The 17,334-nt window shown below is 61.8% G+C and carries 12 protein-coding genes; 3 read left to right on the top strand and 9 right to left on the bottom strand.

The window, feature by feature from the left end; translation table 11 throughout:
- Positions 1 to 1,012: IS4 family transposase (locus CKO35_RS09360; protein ID WP_200175087.1), on the bottom strand; the 1,012-nt coding region annotated here is incomplete at its 3' end.
- A gap of 363 nt (positions 1,013 to 1,375) precedes the next feature.
- Between CKO35_RS09360 and CKO35_RS09365 the strand changes: the two genes are divergently transcribed.
- A complete protein-coding gene (locus tag CKO35_RS09365) occupies positions 1,376 to 2,503 on the top strand; it encodes a transposase (protein ID WP_200175326.1) in 1,128 nt (375 codons plus the stop codon).
- Between the two features lie 338 nt (positions 2,504 to 2,841).
- Here CKO35_RS09365 and CKO35_RS09370 read toward each other — a convergent pair whose 3' ends face one another.
- Genes CKO35_RS09370 through CKO35_RS09390 form a run of 5 tightly spaced genes read right to left on the bottom strand, consistent with a single transcriptional unit; the run spans position 2,842 to position 6,435 of the window.
- Positions 2,842 to 4,947 carry a heavy metal translocating P-type ATPase gene (locus CKO35_RS09370; RefSeq protein ID WP_242467119.1) on the bottom strand — a complete coding sequence of 702 codons (2,106 nt, stop codon included), beginning with the start codon at positions 4,945 to 4,947 and terminating at the stop codon, positions 2,842 to 2,844.
- Positions 4,947 to 5,432, bottom strand: a complete 486-nt coding sequence (locus CKO35_RS09375) for a YtxH domain-containing protein (RefSeq protein WP_200175089.1) — start codon at positions 5,430 to 5,432, stop codon at positions 4,947 to 4,949. Before CKO35_RS09375 ends, CKO35_RS09370 begins: the two co-directional genes overlap by 1 nt.
- Positions 5,425 to 5,784 (bottom strand): hypothetical protein, encoded by a 360-nt coding sequence (locus tag CKO35_RS09380; RefSeq protein WP_200175091.1) that lies wholly within the window; start codon positions 5,782 to 5,784, stop codon positions 5,425 to 5,427. Before CKO35_RS09380 ends, CKO35_RS09375 begins: the two co-directional genes overlap by 8 nt.
- Positions 5,781 to 6,089 (bottom strand): hypothetical protein, encoded by a 309-nt coding sequence (locus CKO35_RS09385; protein WP_200175093.1) that lies wholly within the window; start codon positions 6,087 to 6,089, stop codon positions 5,781 to 5,783. Before CKO35_RS09385 ends, CKO35_RS09380 begins: the two co-directional genes overlap by 4 nt.
- A 7-nt stretch (positions 6,090 to 6,096) precedes the next feature.
- Positions 6,097 to 6,435: a cation transporter gene (locus tag CKO35_RS09390; RefSeq protein WP_200175095.1), complete on the bottom strand. Its 339-nt coding sequence runs from the start codon at positions 6,433 to 6,435 to the stop codon at positions 6,097 to 6,099.
- Between the two features lie 325 nt (positions 6,436 to 6,760).
- Here CKO35_RS09390 and CKO35_RS09395 point away from each other — a divergent pair, with 325 nt between their 5' ends.
- Positions 6,761 to 7,249, top strand: coding sequence for a hypothetical protein (locus CKO35_RS09395; protein WP_200175097.1), 489 nt, complete (start codon positions 6,761 to 6,763; stop codon positions 7,247 to 7,249).
- Between the two features lie 17 nt (positions 7,250 to 7,266).
- On the top strand, positions 7,267 to 8,211 hold the full coding sequence (locus CKO35_RS09400; protein WP_200175099.1) for a cobyrinic acid a,c-diamide synthase: 945 nt from the start codon (positions 7,267 to 7,269) through the stop codon (positions 8,209 to 8,211).
- Positions 8,212 to 8,232: 21 nt separating this feature from the next.
- On the opposite strand, the gene CKO35_RS09405 is transcribed toward CKO35_RS09400, so the two are convergent.
- From CKO35_RS09405 to CKO35_RS09415, 3 genes are read right to left on the bottom strand one after another with little or no spacing between them, the layout of a single operon-like run.
- Positions 8,233 to 11,532: a carboxypeptidase-like regulatory domain-containing protein gene (locus CKO35_RS09405; protein ID WP_200175106.1), complete on the bottom strand. Its 3,300-nt coding sequence runs from the start codon at positions 11,530 to 11,532 to the stop codon at positions 8,233 to 8,235.
- Positions 11,533 to 11,581: 49 nt separating this feature from the next.
- Complete coding sequence (locus CKO35_RS09410) at positions 11,582 to 14,110, bottom strand: TonB-dependent receptor plug domain-containing protein (RefSeq protein ID WP_200175108.1); 2,529 nt, start codon at positions 14,108 to 14,110, stop codon at positions 11,582 to 11,584.
- Positions 14,107 to 17,328, bottom strand: a complete 3,222-nt coding sequence (locus tag CKO35_RS09415; RefSeq protein WP_200175110.1) for a carboxypeptidase-like regulatory domain-containing protein — start codon at positions 17,326 to 17,328, stop codon at positions 14,107 to 14,109. Before CKO35_RS09415 ends, CKO35_RS09410 begins: the two co-directional genes overlap by 4 nt.
- Positions 17,329 to 17,334 lie beyond the last annotated feature (6 nt).

Raw genomic sequence — 17,334 nt, forward strand, 5'->3', positions numbered from 1 at the left:
CGCCTACGCGCGCGCCGCAAAGCGCCTCAACGCTGGATAAAAGACCCCGATTCCCCGTCTGATGACCCCATCGGCGGACCCACATAATCCTATTACGGAGGCAGTATGGCTGGTAAATCTCAACGCCCCAGCGCTCGGCGTAGAGGGATTTGAACAGATGGGCTGGATAGGTCTTTGTGTCAAGCAGGCTGGTCGCCAAGATCTCGATGTGTCCCTTGCCCAGGTCGATGCGGATCAGGCGCAGCGTCAGGGGTTGGTCACAGACCTCCAGGGCGGCGCAGTCACTGCGCATCGTGGCGCTGGGTGTCCACAGAATCACGGTCTCCGTCTCGCCGGAGGCAACGAATTGGGTGACCTGGGTAGTGAAATTCAGGGTCAGTCGGGCACAAAAAGCCACTTGGGCATGGCGATGGGCAGCGAACAGAGCAAATGAGGGGAAACCACGGTCATAGATGGCCAGATCGTCAGTTCGCAAACCACTGAGCAGGCGTTCGGCCAGGAAACGTTCTCCCATGTACACCGGTGAAAGCTCACAACTCAGCGGCACGCGGGTCAGGACATCCTGGTGGCTGACCAACAGGGCCATCGGTCGCCGGGTTTTGGTCTGGTTGCCCTGGGTGCCAAACTCATCGGCCAGGTCGTCGTTGAGTGGCAGTCGTATCTTGGTGCCATCCACGGCGACAAGCCGATAGCCCATCCAGCGGCGGGGTGCCTGCACCGCATGGAAGGTGTTCACGGCCTGCTGCTGCAGGCTGACCAGGGCTTCATAGGGAAACTTTTGGCAGGCTTTGGACACCGCTTGCTTGGTGACACTGGCCTCCTCTCCCAAGCCGCGAAACAGCTTGTCAATGCCGAACTGGAGAGAAGGGACCGCGCCGGAGAGGAAGAACAGCACCATGCGCTTGAAGGTCAGCGAGCGTTGCCGGGAGAAATCCCGGGGGTGGTAACAGTGCTCCCGGATGAACGTGGGATCACTCACCGAGGAGTCGATACGGTTAAGAATTATTCTCATAAAGGCAAGCGGGTTTCTGAAGTGCCGTCAACAAGTTCTTCATGATTTGAATGTCTCCAGCTTTGCCGTGAATTGATTTTATTTTAACAAAATCATACGGTTATTGTTGTTGTTTAAGTTGACGGCATTGGCCCTCCGGCACCTGCTCCACCACCTTGAACTAGAACAGGCAGATGTGGCCATTGAAATCCACCGTGATGTCCACCCGGCCGGCATTGCTAGCAGCTGCCACCATTGCTGGCACTCTCCTTAGTGCTGTCTTTGCTGGCTAAAAAGCTCTTTATGCGTTATTTGATTCTTTTTTGATATTATTTGGACACCCACTTTATTGATTACTTCTTCGTTAAACGCTACCATGCATCCATGGCTCAACCTCGACATGAACAGATCTCGCTCTCCGAGACCCCTTGGTACCACGTCGTAAGTCGCTGCGTGCGAAGGGCCTTTCTGTGCGGTATCGATCAATTCACCGGGATGAACTACGAGCATCGGCGAGGCTGGATCGAGGAGCGTATTCTTGCACTGTCCGGTATTTTCGCCATCGATATTGCGGCCTACGCGGTCATGTCCAACCACTACCATATCGTGCTGCGTGTCGATGCAGGACGAGGCATGGACTGGGGGGTGGATGAAGTACTCAAACGCTGGACACAGCTGTTCAATGGCCCGCCTTCCGTCCAGCGGTATCTTGCTCGTGCGGACGATCAGGAACAGATGTCAGCAGCGGAAATTGCCCAAGTGGAAGATTATGCAGAGCTTTATCGTGCCCGGCTGCACGATCTTTCCTGGTTTATGCGAGTTCTCAACGAGTCCATTGCCCGTCAGGCCAACCAGGAAGATGGCGTGAAAGGACGTTTCTGGGAAGGTCGCTTCCGAAGTCAGGCACTCCTGGATGAGCAGGCACTCCTGGCTGCCATGGCTTATGTGGACCTGAATCCTGTTCGCGCCGGGATCGCCCATGACCTTCAGGACTGCGAGTTCACCGGCATAGCCCGCAGGATCCGCAATGTTGCCAGCGATCAGCCTCCCCGAATAACCGCTGAAAGCACCCGATCTCAAGCCAAAGCCCGCCCCTCCCCTGTCTTGCAAAACAGCAGCAGTTCTGACCACGCAGCCGAAACAGGAAAACTGCGTTCGGAGCGGCATCTCAAGTCACTACAACCAGCGCCTTTGATGCCTTTTGATACTACGGCACGCTTTGAAACCTCCATTCCTTTTGCCTTCGAGGATTATCTGGAACTGGTTGATACCCTGGGACGCTGCGTTCACCCCAGAAATCCCGGTCATATTCCGAAAAGGACCCCCAGGTTACTGGTGCGGATGGGTATGAAAACGGAGAGCTTCGCTCAGCAGTCAAGCAACATGCTCAAGGCCTTTGGGCCTGTGATCGGGGTACCGAGTTCTCTCTACGAGCTGGCATCCAAGAAAAGGAAGCAGAGAATACGCGGCATCCGCATTGCCAGAGCCGTCTTTGGCCAGAGGGCGGCCTGAACCCCTTCGGGCCAGAAAGATATCCCGGCTTCCACCTTGGGAAGGAAACCAAGAAAAAACATAAGTGGTGTTTCACGTGACACTACACACTTGAAAAGTATTTTTCAGCTGCATGCCGTTGTTTCTAAAAGACTTTCCAAAAGCTTACAAAACACTTGAGAAAAAACCATTAACCCTATGTTTTTTTGTAGATAAACATCAAAAATAAATCATAAAACCGTGGCAACCATCTATTTATAAAAGAATTTCATCCTCGACATACTCAAAAATCCATCTGCCGGACACACCAACCCACGAACCGTCGCGGGACCGGGTCAGAAACCATCGCCGAGGCGGCTTTATCGAGGAGGTCTGTTACCCACGGTTCCTCCGGACAAGGCACGGAGCAGGATGGCGATGGTGCTGCCATTGTGGAGCAAAGAGGCGGCAACAGGGCTAAGCCAGCCGAAGGCTGCCGCGGAGAGAATGGCAGTGTTGAGTCCCACCGTCAGGCGGAAGTTACTGTCGATGAGGCCATGGGTCGACAGGGCCAAGGCACGGGCATCAGCGACTCGAGCGATGTCGTCTTCCAGCAGGGTGATGTCCGCCGCCAGCCGGGCAATCTCCGCCCCCTGGTGCATGGCAACCCCTACATGGGCACCGGACAGTGCCGGGGCATCATTGATGCCGTCTCCCACAAAGGCGATGCGTGCCCCTTGGGCAGAGAGTTCCTGCAGAATACGTGCCTTGTCCTCCGGAAGCAGATCGGCATGAAAGCCGTCCAGGCCCAGCAAGTCGGCCATCTCCCGGGCGCGGTCTTCGTGATCCCCGGTGAGCATGTAGATGCGCTCAATGCCCAGGGCGCGCAGGCGGGCCACGGTATCGGCGCTGTTGTGACGCAGGCGGTCCTTGAGACCCAACACCCCGAGCAGTTCGCCACCGAAACCGATGTAGAGCAGCGTCTTGCCCTGGCGCTTGAGCGCTTCGATCACATCGGCCTGGGGGGTAATATCGATATCCTCATGCTCCTCCAGAAAATGACGGGATCCCACGACAATACGCTTGTCATCAATGACGCTGGCCACCCCATGGGCAACGATGAACTCCACCTCCTTGTGATTGAAGTGCTGCTGATGGGGCAGGCGTTCCGCCGCTTCCACCACGGCGATGGCCAGGGGATGAAAGTAATGCTCCTCCACCGAGGCCGCAAGATTGATGAGATCCTCGGAGGTGAAGGCAGCATCGAAGGCGATGGAGTCGGTGACTTCCAGTTCCCCGCAGGTCAGGGTGCCGGTCTTGTCGAAGACCACCGTATCAGCCTCGGCCAACCGTTCCAGTGCCCCTGCCCCCTTCACCAACATGCCGGTCTTGCCAGCGCGGTACATGGATGACTTGAAGGCCACGGGGGTGGCCAGTTTCAGGGCACAGGAATAATCCGCCTGCAGCACGGCGGCAACCCGGTTCCAGTCCCGGGACACGGCCCAGGTGCCGGCGGACAGACCCAGCACCATGGGCACCAGCCGGTCGGCCAGTCGGGATGCCTCCAGCTGGGTATGGCTCTTCACGTTCAGGGACTGCTCCACGAAGTCCGCAATCCGGGCAGCCGCGGCATGATGACCCACCTTTTCCGCGTAAATGCGAATGCGCCCCTCCTCCACCATGGTGCCGGAGAGGGCCGAATCACCCCGACGACGAACCACCGGCACGCTTTCGCCGGTCATGGTGGCCTCGTTCACCAGCGCCTCTCCCCCCAGTACGGTCCCGTCCACCGGGATGACCGTGCCGGTGGCGGCAATCACCGTATCGCCCATCTGCACCTCGCGGGCGCTGATCAGGACCTCCACCCCGCCCCGCTCCACCCAGACCTCCGCATCTGCCGGATGCAGCAGATGCTTGAGCAGCTCATCGGAGCGACGTTCGATGGTGTGTTCCAGATACTCACCCAGGGCCAGCAGCAGGATGGTGGTATTGGCGGCAAAATAATCCCGACGGCCGATGGAGATGATGACAGCCAAGGCCTCCAGCACATGGGAGCTGATGCCCTTGCGGAACAGATCCTGGAAGGCCTCCCCCATTACCGGCAGGGCGGTCAGGATGGTGAGCGGCAATCGCAGCCACAGAGGCAGCCAGCGGGACAGCGCCATCACCGCACCGCTCAGACCTACCGCCGCCAGTCCGCTGCCGTGGCGTTCGGGCAGAGGCGTGGCCGGAGACACGGCCGGCGCCGTCAATGCCAGCAGGGCGCTCTCCAGACGCACGGCATCGGTGAGGCTGTCTTCATAATGGATCACCAGGCACTGAACACGGCGGTTGACCCTGACCTGGCAGACCCCCTGAAGGGATTCCACCGCCCGCTCAATGCGATGGGGTTCCAGGGGCATGCCCGGCCGACACCAGTATCGCAGGCGGATTCTGCCGACGACGGCGTGAACCGGCTCCAGCCGGGCAAACCAGGGTTCATCCATCAGCGATCTCCGTGCCTTTCCGCTTCCATCTCGGCCTTGATGTCCGCCATCTGCTCCTTGATCTCCTCCACGCCCCCGGCCACTCCCGCGTAAAGGTCCAGGCCCGCCTTCATGATCTTGCGACGCATCTCCTCATCGCTCAGAACCCAGGCGGCGCCAGCCCCCACCATCAGACCCAGCAGGAACTTGTCCCGATGGGGGGCATCCAGCATGTGAGTCAGGCGATGCAGCCAGCCTTCATCCTCGCCCCGGTAGCGCTGCCCGCCGCGGCGGTCCTGATAGTAGGGTTCGCCTTCCGGACCAGCATGGCGCGCTGCCCCGGGATCCCCTTCGGGCATATTTTCATCCGGATACCAGGGACAGGGTCCTCCGTAGCCCCGCCCCCGTCCCGCCCAGGGACCATGGCCATAGCCTGGCCCATAACCGTAACCCTGAAAGCCCTCCCATGGGTCCCTGGCCTTGTTCTTCTTGCGTTTCTTACCCATGTTCTTTCTCCTTCTCCTCCCGCGCCTGGGATGGGCGCAAGAGCCTTTCAATGATCATGACACCGGCAGCACCGGCGGCGGCCGCCGTCACTGCCGACAGATAATCCCCCCGTCTGACCGCATTGGCGGCTCGGGTACCGGCCATCAGGGCGGTCCCACCCTGCAGGCCATGCCGCACGACACGGCGCAGGGCGGGTCGGCTGGCCGGGGGTCCCACATCCTGAAAAGCCGAGATGCAGGCGGCCGTCACGAATCCCCGGGTGAAACAACCGTCATAGCAGTCCAGGGGGCTGGAACGGGCCGGGGGTACGAAACCATACCCCGGGTAGCCCCGGTACTTGCTCTTCTTCACTGTGAGGTCCCGTCATCGGTATCGTCCTTGACCGTCCGGGACTCGCTCTCCAACCGCTTGCGCGCCCGGGCCGAGGCATGTTCGATGCTGCTCAAGCTGGAGACGGTCGCCTCGCGCAGGGAGTCCTGGGCCTTTTCAAGACCCTGCCGGGTCTTGTCGGTACGCAGCAGTCTGACAGCCAGCGCACCCACCACGGCGCCGGCGGCAAAGGGAATCAGGTGATACATGGTGTGCTCCTTGAGATCCCATGGGATCTGGTCGGGATCATCCCGGCATAACGCCCCGGGATAGGGTTGAATGCGCACGCGGGGATCAGCCGGACAGCGCACCCGTCAATTCATGGCGAGCCTGTTGCAGGATACCGCGCAGGATCTCCGCGGGCCTGGTGTCATGTCCCTGAAGGAAGTCTTCCCAGGCCGACATGGGGATCACATCGGCATCGTATTCCACCACGCAGGAGCGGGCCAGAAGGTTGAGACGCACGCTGGAAACCCCGGGCAACTGGTCCAGCATCCTCTCGATCTCCGGGATATCCGCCTTACCCACCAAATCCTTGAGGTCGGCATCCAGTTTCAGTCGGATACGGCCACACAGATGGTGGGCAACACGCACTCGGGTCAGGAGTTGAATCAATACATCGGCATGAGTCATTACTGACCCTCACCAACAAGCACGCGGAATGGCGGGATGCAGGAAAGTTGTGTCACAGGCAGGCACGGCAGACTCCTGGCTTGGGGCACCTGGCTGGCGTTAAGGCTGGCTAACGTGACCGCGGGATCCAATGGTTTCATGGCAACGGGCAAAATCAGTATGGGCCGGTCCCCCCCGACGGGCATTGACTCGCATCAACCGCACCTCGGTATTGACTCTCCATACAGCTGCAGGTTCGAGCATACTGAAGTTGCACGCATTCGAACAGCATGCTGTATTGGCGACATACGTCACCGTAATGATACCTGCCGAGGAGTTCAGTGCCATGGGCACCCCCGTATCCATTGTTTCTTCCGTTCCTGGCCGGCTGCGACTGAAGGGCGAACTGCTGAGGCAGGAGACGCCCAGAACACGACTGGAACGGGATCTGCTCACCCTGGACGGCGTGACGGACCTGCGACCCAACCCCCGGGCCGGTAGCCTGATCGTGCACTATGACCGGGCCGGCTGCACGGTGCCCGAGATGGAAGCCCGGATCAGGCACCTCATCGGTTCGGCGGTCCCCTCCCCTGCCCGTTCAAGCAAAAAACCCGCACCAGACTCCGGCAACCGGCGCCGACCGGGACAACGATCCCTGCGCATGCGGGTGAATCGGGTCTCCAAGATCGGCATGCTCACCAGCCTGGCGGCATCTCTGGCGGTGACGCAAGTGCGTCCCCGGGGCTGGAAATACTGGCATGCCAGCACCGGCTGGATGTTCGTGGCCTGCCTGGGGATTCATCTGCTGGTCTATCGTCGCCATCTGCTGCGATAGGCCCTACAATCCCGTCCATGTTCGGATTCCTGCAAGGTTTTGCTTACGGGCTGTTTCTGTCCTGCCTGCCCTGGTTGATTGTCGGCATGATCAACCCCAGGCTGGTACTGCCCACCGATCCGCCCACCCGCTGGCAGGTGGCGCTGCGCTATTGGCTGATCTTCCCCTTTGTCGCCTTCATCCTCTGGGTCACTTCCCTCTGGGGCGGCTTTTCTCCCTCCCTGTGGGGCTGGCTGGCCGGTCTTGCGGCCATTCCCGTGGCCATCCCCGTGGAACGAGGCTGGCGGCGCTGGCAACAGGCCCGAGCCAAGCGGCGCCGCCAGGCCCGGCTCGCCGCAGAGGCGGCGCGAGAGCGGGCCGAACTGGAACGCAAGGCCCGGGAACAGGGGCTGACGGTACTGCGTCCGGATCAGCCACCGGCGGAAACCGATGACGTGATCCTGGGGTTCTGGCAGGCCAAGAAGGACCTGCTGGCACTGAACCGCCCGGACCTGGCCATTCAGGCGGATCGGCTCTACAGCCGTTATCTCCACGTGGATGACCTGCTGCGCGGCAAGTTCGACCCCCGGGAACTCACCTTCGAACGCTCCCGGAACATGGTGGCGGAAGTCTGCCGAAACTCGGTGGATACCCTCCAGGCCATGGCTTCGGTGGCCAGGGGAATTGCGGGCGTGGACGTGACCTATGCCAGACAGCGCCTGGACAAGGCGTCCTCAGGGATCACCGATGAAGAGCGGCGTGCCTTGAAGCGGCGCCTGGAACTGGTGGATGACACGGAACGACGCCTGCGGGAACTCGGGGCCCGTAACGAAGCCATCATGACCGCTCTGGATGATACCGCCGTGGCGGTCTCCGCCGTGGCCACCGACCGCCCTCAGGCGGCGATGGCCACGCAACAGGCCCTGAAGGATCTTCAGCAATTTGCCGAAAAGGCCCATCGGTACGGACGCGCCGATCCCTGAAAGATCATTGACGAAGCGTTCCTACTGCGTGCACCCCGGACAATAGGGGGTGCGATCCATGGCGTCGGGGATACCATCACCATCGATGTCATCGTCCAGTTCCAGGGCGGAGCTCATCCATTCATCGGACGTGTACTGAGGACTGAAAAAGTCCGGGCGACCATCGCCGTCGAAATCGAAGCGCGCCAGATCGGTTCCTGGGAAATCGTCCCATTGCGTGAGCGCCTCCGCGACCAGCGTAAGCCGACGCCAGCGCTCCGGATCCTGCGTGGCCATCTCCGCCCAGGCAACCGCCGGATCGAATTTTCCCGCCGCCGCCAGCAGCTTGACGCCTTCCCGCCTACGGTCATCCCGCTGGGTGGGATTGCTGAGTGTATCAACCAACGCCTGATGACCTTTCCAGCTCCATGCCGCATCGGAAGAGGCACCCGCCAGCAGACGATGCGCCCCTTCTCGCGCCCTGGCGACGAATGCCTGATTAAAGCCGTTGAGGTGACCTTCCCGATGCAGACGCATACGCTGGTCCGTTGCCACGGAGAGATAGGCTTTGGCCACGTTTTCCGCCTCGATCAGGGCATTCTGGAGCGCGGTTTGGTCGTCTCCGGCCAGGGAGGCCATGGACACCAGGGTTGCCATGGCCTCAAGGTCCAGGGTGTCCAGTGCCTGGGCAGGCATTCGAGCCCGACTTTGCAGATCAGCCACTCTCCTGAAGTGCAGGCTGCGGACATCATTGGCCGAAATCATCCGTGCCTGCTGCTGCAAGACGCTGATCACACCGGCAGGATCCATGCCCAGACTGATATGGCCATCCGCCAGCAGCCAGGCGGCTTCCGCCCGCAACAGGGTGGACGCCCCTGTACCATAAAGCGATTGGGCCAGCATCCAGCACGCTGCCATGCGTTCCTGCCCACGACCCGGCTCCCCCAGCTCCGCCGTCACCAGGGCCGCAGCATGACATCCCCTGCGCAACATCTGATTCACTTCGGTCTGGGCGGTGTTTACCGTTGCTCCGGGGGGTGGGACATAGCCGATGGCATCCAGCCAGGGGGCATCATCCCCACCCACCGCGTTCTCGATGAAGGCGCTGGAAATGGTGAGCGCCCAACCCGCGTCCGCCACTTCCCTGGCGGCCGAAAGTCGGTTCGCCGCCGCCAGGCGACGAGCCAGACTGCGTCCGTCGGTGGTCATGCCTTCACTGCCATGGACCATGTAAACGGCACGATCCCGAGGTGAGGCAATGCGTTCATTCATCACCGCCAGCGCCGCGGAGGCTCCGCCATCCCCGGCTGCGGCCAGGGCCATGAATACGGCAATTTCGTTTGCCGCCGTGCGTGCGGCCGAGGCATACACGGGGTGAGGTTCCACCTCATCTGCCAGCAACTGCAGGAAACGGTCGGTCTCACCCAGTGCGCCGTAGGCAGGGGCGATGATGTCCACGTAAAAACGGGAAAAGTCGTTGGTCTGACTGCCGCAGGTGGCGTTGAGCAATGCTTCAAAGCGATCAATGCCGGCCAAGGCCTGATCACGGACGCCCAGATGGGCGTACAGGGCCGCGTATCGGGCCGTGTACTGGCTCTGGATCAGCTTGCAGCTGGTAGGACCGGGCTGGGGCGAACCCATGCTATCCACCCATAGCCGCAACAGGTCGGTCGCAGCCAGGGCCTGCTCCCGAGGGATGCCGGTCATGCCGGTCTCCGCCGCCAGTCTGACCCGCTCTTCGGCCTGATTGAGAATGGCGGTGGTGATATTGAAATAATTGCCGGTCCAGGGCTTGCCGGGGCCACCGAAATCACTGACGAAATCCAGCAAGGGTTCTATGACCTCCCGAGCCCGATCCGGATGACCCGCGGCGAGAAAATCATCACTCAAGCTCTGGTGAAAGCGGGCATCGTTCCCCGTCAGATTGGCAATACCGCGTGCCTCAAGCTGGTCCATCTGAATCTGTAATGCCCGTGACCAGTAGTCAAGCGCCATGTCCTCATGGCCGTTGAAAAACACCTCCCGCCCCACCTGACGGAAAGCATTCGCCCGCTCGGCAGGCTGGAAGATGCGGGCCCGCAGGGTCAGGTCCGCCTCATCAAACAGCCCGGCGGCCGCCATGCCCCGGGCAATGCCGGCAAATACCGGGTCTAGAACACTGTCGTCGTAGACGCCGTCGAACAGTCTCTCAGCCCGGTAATAGGGTGACAGATCGGAGCGCAGGAAATATTCCAGCCGGGCCTGATTGTCCATGCCCAGCACCTCGGCCTCCGCCAGGGGCACCTGATGGTCCAGGACCCGGGAAGCGACCAGCTCGGCGATGGTCATGTCGTTTACCAGTCCGGCGGGCACCTGGAATCCGGGATCTTCCAGCTCAGCGATGCCGACCGGATAGGCTTGCAGGAGATAGCGGGCCACGTTGAAGATGCCGGGGCTGTCCGCCGGCATGCCTCGCCGGCCAGCGGCCTGCCAGACGGCATCTGCCAGGCGCTGGAGATTGGCCTGCTCGGCCTCAGTGACCGGCATGAAGCCCAGCTGCCCCTCGAAGAAGGAGGCCAGACCATCCCGCACATTCGATCTGGCCTGGGTATCGATCATGTCCTGGGCCGTTCCTCCCGTCCGTTCCTGCAGCCGACGGGCACGGGATTCCACGCCGACCAGGCGATCCCGAAGTGTCTGGGGCAAATCCAGCGCAGGATTTTCGCGCAATGCCCGGGCTGCCTCGGCAAAATCGCCATCGGCATCGTTCAGGGCCTGGACGACCAGCCCCATGGGGTCGCTGCTGCCCCGCAGGGCCAGCCACAAATCGGTCATCAGCAGGCTGGCCCGCTGGGCATCCCCATCTTCGGCGGGATCATTCATCACGCTCGCCGCGGACAGACCCAGCAGATCCGCCGTCTGATCCATCGCCGCCTGGGCGCTGCCCCCGCTTTCCTGATGGGTCTTATCCACCAGGGTGGTAAGCGGTGAAATCACCGGTGCGTCCTGACCCAGCCAGGGGGCGCTCATGCGCAGCCCCTGGAAGTCGTGACCGGTCATGGTGTCCACGCCGCCGCTGGCCAGCAGACGCGCCCCGGCCGGGATATCCGCCGGCGCGACGCCCAGCTGGAAACGCCCCTGGGCATCGGAGCGCTCCACCGCCGACAGGGCATCGCCACCGGCGTCCTGCAGCCACACAGCGGCTCCCGCGATGGGAGGATCGGTCACCAGGCCACTCAGGGTGGTGACCGCACCGGAGTCATCACTGCCCGATGACCCGCCGCCGCCACCGCAGCCGGACACCAGCAAAAGCGTCATCAGGGCCAAAAACCCTGCCGGCAGATACTTGCGTGATCGTGACATGGAAGTTCCCCTTGCCGATTCGGGCCGGTGATCACCGGTCGATGTCGTTTCAGAAGTCATATTTCAGGCTGACCCAATAGTAGCGACCGATCTCCACACCGCTCTGCCCCGAGGCGACGGTATGGGTGCGTTCGTTGAACAGGTTGTTGATCTGTAATTGGGCGGTAAGCAACGTGGAACGAGGCATTGGCTGGGCGTAGCTCAGACGCAGGTCGGTGATGAAGGTGACCGGCCTGCTTTCCCGCTCGTACACATCCAGGCTCTCGTACACCACCTCGCCGCTGGGCAGCTCAATGCGATCCCCCTCCACCACCAGACCGGTACTGGTGATGATGGAATGACGTCCCCGATAACGGGTGTTCAGATCCACCATGACCCGTTCCCCCATGGGACGGGACAGACTGAAGTTGGCCACCCAGGGACGGGAAAAATCCTCCCTCAGGATATCCAGTTCGCCGTAGCGGATACGCCTGCCCTGATAGGAGACGTACTCACCGGAACCGGTGGCATCCACCGGATCGTCATAGTCGGCATTGGAGGTCCTGGTTTCCGAGTAAGTCAGGTGCAGTCCCACCAGAGTTTGTCCGAACTCCCCGAACCAGGCCGTGGACAGGCCCCGGTAGCGGCTGCGTCCTTCGTTATTCATGATGTAGTAGCGGTAGCCATCGGGCTGGACAGCGGTGGTGGTGCGGGCAAATTCATCCCGGTTCTCCCGTTGCACCAACTGCAGATTGAACAGTCCACCCAGCAGGACCTGCTGCACGCCGACCATGACTTCATCGCTGTAGGGAGTATTCAGATCATGGAAGACATAACGGAAGGTGCCCTCCCCCGAGTCCAGTTCCCAGTCCCGGACGATGTTCTGGGTGGTCCCCCGATACTCCCGATAGAAAGGTGCCCGGGCTTCCCGCAGCTTGTAGGTGAGCAGCGCCGCGCCGTAATAGCGGTTCACCCCGGCCCGAACCACGGTACGACCGTCTCCAAAGACATCCAGACTGCCCCGGGTGCGGTAGGCCACATCGTGATTGCCGAGAAAGTCGTCATGGTCGTAGCGCAGTCCGAAGGTGCCCGACAGACGCTGCCAGCCCAGGGTGGTCTCCGCGAAGAGGCCGGTTTCGTTGAGAGACACCTCCACGTCATCGGCGGGATGCACGTTGCGGGTGGAGAAATACTGTTCCCGCTGCAGACAGTCGTAACTGTTGCCACGGCACTGGACCTCGCTGTTCACCACGGGATTCTGGAAAATGTAGAGATCCTCGTCCCGCTGAAAACGGTAGCGCTGATGATTGACCTCGGCCCCGAAACGATGACGGATCCGGACCTGGCCGACCTGTCCTCCCGGGGTCTGGGCCAGCCAACGCCCCGACAGGCTGGCCTGCTCCTTGTCGAGATCACCAAAGCCCCCCTGGCGGCTGTTGCCCACATCCGCCCGGCGCCCCCAGTCCACGCTACGGGTATTGGCCCAGTTGAAGAAATCCTTGGGAGCAGAGCGGCTGTTTTCGCTGTAGTTCAGACCCACCCGGAACTGCTGGTCCAGGCGATCTCCGGCGTATTCCAGATTGCCCGTCATGCTGTAGCCACCGCCTTCGATGGTGAAATCGCTGTCCTTCACATCCGTGATAAAGCGCTCGTTCCGGTAAGGGGCATAACCAAGACTGAAATCCAGCAATCCCCGATCCCCCGCGGGCGTGGTCAGTTTCATCAGCAGATTGGTGTTTTCCTGCTCCTGGGAACGGCTGCGTCCCAGGGTCACCTCCGGGGTAGTGGATCGGGACTGATTGATACCCAGCACCAGCCCGGATGCCTCTCCCACTGGCGTGGAATAATTCAGTGCCAGACGATCCCGGCTGAACTCAGGGGCACCCGGCGGTTCCGGCGGCAAGGTGCCGGAATCCGGGTCCCAGTCCCGGGTAAAGGTGCGATAGCTCACCCAGTTGCTGCGGGTGGCGCTGTAGGAGACGCTGCCTTCCGGTGTCGAACCCGCACGCCGGGTCTCCACCTCCACCACACCTCCGGTAAAGCGGCTGTATTCCGCCGGGACGTTACTGTCGAACACCCGGATTTCACCGATCAGCGCACTGTCGATGAACTGGGACTGTTCATGGCCGGGAATATCGTCGATGGCATTGGGTGTATTGGCCGCGGGATCCAGACGATTGCTGATGCTCACCCCATCCAGCAGAAACTGGTTTTCATAAAACCGCCCGCCGGAGATGGAAAAGGATTCCGGCCTCAGGTCAAACAGGGATTCCGGCGTCAGCGCCGCCTCACCGAACTGGAGACCCGGCACCAGCCGGAGCACGCCGTCCACGCTGCCGTCGGCGCCCACGAAACGCTCGATATAACGGGCGTCGAAGCGATAGCGGCCGGCGGCGGTCGTTTCACCGCCCAGGGGGGTCCGGTCGGTGGGGCGCACTTCAATGGTATCCAGTCGGGCATCGGCAGGCAGTGTCACCACCGTTGCCTCCTCCGCCTGTACCAGGGTGGGCAATCCGGAAACCACCAGGGTCAGCATCCAGACCGTGCCGGGCTTGAAGCCGGCACGGCACATCGGGCATGGATCACAGCGGTTCGTCATGCGTCACAACCGGCGCAATAGGGGGTACGATCCTGGGTATCGGGGATGCCATCCCCGTCGATGTCGTCATCCAGGGACAGGGGGGACGCGGCACGATCCGCCGCGCTGCTGCCGGGACTGAAGAAGTCCGGACGCCCGTCGCCGTCAAAGTCGAAGCGAGCCAGGGCCGTGCCCGGGAAGTCATCGGCGGTGCTGATGCCGTTGGCAATATTCAGCAACTGCCGGTGACGCTCCGGCGCCGTCTCAATGCCCATGGCCACCATCCTGGCCGTCTCATACTGGCGGGCGGAGGCCAGCCAATTGACCACCGAGTTGATCTGGGTGGTGCGGTCGTTGGCGGCAAACAGAACGTCGATCATTGCCAGCGATCCCTGCCAGGTACCCGGCAGGGCATCATCCCCCGACGCCAGCATGCGTGCCCGTTCCCGGGCCATGGCCACCTGATGGCGCTGGGTCTCATCGGCCCAACCGGTCCGGGTGATGGTCTGGCGAAGATCCCCGGCGACCCGGACGTAGCTCTCCATCAGCGAGTCACGTCTTTGTCCGGTGCGGATAAAGGCCACCAGGTCCAGCGCCTGATTGATGGCGGCCTGATCGCTGGAGGAAGTTGCCACCTGGGTGAGCATCTCCACCGCCTCGTCCAGCGCCGACAGGGCTGCTTCGGGATCGCCACCGCTGCTGCGCAGCAGGGCCACTTCCATGAGGTTACGGATGCGGGACACCGGATTGCTCAACACGCTGCCCAGGGCATGGAGGCGATCAATCAGCTCTGCATCTCCCGCCATCTCCAGTTGCTGATAAGCCGCGGCCAGGGACCCGGCCACCCACAGCAAATCATCCGTTGTCATGCCTGCATCGTGAAGGACTGAGTCCACATGCCGACGGCAAGACCGCATGCGATCAGAGGCCAGCGCCTGTTGATCCATGCGACCGAGGATCAACGCGGTCTTCCGGCACCCCTGGTCCAGAAAATTCCGCGCGGAGGTGAGTTGGCCGGTCAACTCATCCACAAACCGCTCGGACATGGCCAGTTCCCAGGCTGCGTCCATCACCTGCCTGGCTTCATCCAGAGCACCTTGACGCCAGAGCAGCACGGCCAGATGAGGCGTGCCGACATCACTGGCTCCCGTACCCACCTGGGTCAATTGCGTGATGGCGGCCTGTACGGTGTCGGCCTGCGCCACCACCTGGCTGATGGCCCCTTCAACATCACCGCCGAGCGCACGATCAAGGGCCTGATAAAGCACCGCATTGTCCCGGGCCGAGTCGGCGTTGGACTCGTTGAGAGGACGGACATGTTCCTCAATCCAGGCCAGATAGGTCTGGATGTCTCCCAACTCGCCATGAATCGGCGCCATCCGGGGGCTCATGGTGGCACCATAGGTCAGATTGCAATCCGTGGTGGCCAGGTTCCGAAAATCATCGTTGGCCTGCCGCATACCCGTGGTGCTACCCAGACGCCGATAGAAATCGGCGTAGGCCGTCACCATCAGGGTCTTCATGGCCTCGCAACGACCATCCTGCGGCTGACGACCGGCCCCCAGGGTAGCCTCCCGGAAAAAATCCACCGCGTTCAGCGCATCGTTGAATGCCCTACCCGACAGCCCCGTCGCTTCGGCCTCGTCCACGGCCGCCGAGGCACTATCTCTCAAGCTGACCATAATCCGGCCATAAGCGGTGGTATAGGGCTGACCCCGCTGGGATTCGATAAACTCCCGCACGGCCAACAGCGCCACATCGGCATCTTCCCTGAATCCGGCGGTGAGCAGGTCGCTGTTGAGGGACTGGAAAAACGCGGCGTCATCACCATCCAGATTGCTGATACCCTTGCCTTCCCTCAAGGCGGTTTCGTAGGTCTGGCGTGAGGCATTCCAGTACACGCGGGCCGTTTCAAGATCGTTGGCCCCACTCAACGCCTGAGCCACCTGCCGTTGAGCCATGGCCCGCTCGGTGGGCTGGAAGATGGCGGCCCGCAGGGTCAGTTCAGCCTCATCCAGCAGTCCCGCCGCGGCGAGGTTGTAGGCGTTGGCCCGGAACATGGGATCCAGCACGCCGTCATCCAGTACCCCGTCGAACAGGCGTTCGGACAGATAGGTGGGAGACAGATCGGAGCGGAAGAAGTAGGCGGCCCGGGCATCGTTGTCCATGCCCAGGGTCTCGCCACTGGCCAGGGGAATGGTATGGTCGATCACCCGCAGGGCGGCCAGATCCCGGAGGATGACATCATGGCGGATGTCATTCAGGGGCAGCTCAGCCGCCGGATCGCTCAGATCATCGGGCATCTCATGCACCTGGAACACATAGCGGATGATGTTGAGCAGGGCCGGCCCCTCGGCGGGGACGCCTCGCCCCCCCATGCCTTCCCAGAGAGCATCGGACAACCTGTTCAGGTGATCGCCATGAATGGGCTGCCCCGCAATATCGAAGAAACGGGTCAGGCCATGGCGCAGGTTCTGCAGCGCTAGCGCACGGATCATCTCCTGGGCGGATGTCGCGGGGTCCAGACTCAGTAGATGGTCGGCACGTTCGGCCACGGCCTCAAGCCTGTCACCCACCGGACCGGACAGATCCAGGGCAAGGCGTTGGGCCGCCTGGTCCAGGCGGCCCGGGGCCATGCCGTCCATGGCATCGTCCAGCAGCTGCCACGGATCGGCCTGCCCTTCCAGTGCCACCAGGATTTCGGTCATCAGCAGGCTGGCCCGCTGGGCGGAAGCATCACCAGCCGGATCGACCATGACCACCGCGGGATTCAGGGCCAGACGGGAGGCCACGGCGGACACGGCCTGGTCCCGACTCATGCCTCGCTCTCGCATGGACCGATCCACCAGCGTGGTCAATGGCGATACCAGCATGTCATCAACGGCACCCCCTTCAAGCGGCGCGCTCAACATCAAATTGCCAAGCACCTGGCCCGTCATCGTGTCGATCCCGCCCCGCGCCAGGATGCGACGCACCTCCCGGGCCAGATCTTCCGTCAGGGTCACACTGAAGCGGCCATCGCTGCTGGTGAGTTCCACGGTGGACAGGGCATCGCCCTGGGCATTCACCAGCCTTACCGCGGCCTCCTCGATCGGTGGGTCCGTCACCAGGCCGGACAGACGCAGAGAAGTGTCTCCCCCCGAAGAGGAGCCTCCCCCACCCGTGCAGGCGACGACAAAGGCAAGGGACAGTACGGCAGCGGACGCCCTCAGGGACGAAAAAACGACAGGAAAACCCATGATCTG

Source organism: Ectothiorhodospira shaposhnikovii (assembly GCF_016584105.1).
Lineage (GTDB): Bacteria > Pseudomonadota > Gammaproteobacteria > Ectothiorhodospirales > Ectothiorhodospiraceae > Ectothiorhodospira > Ectothiorhodospira shaposhnikovii.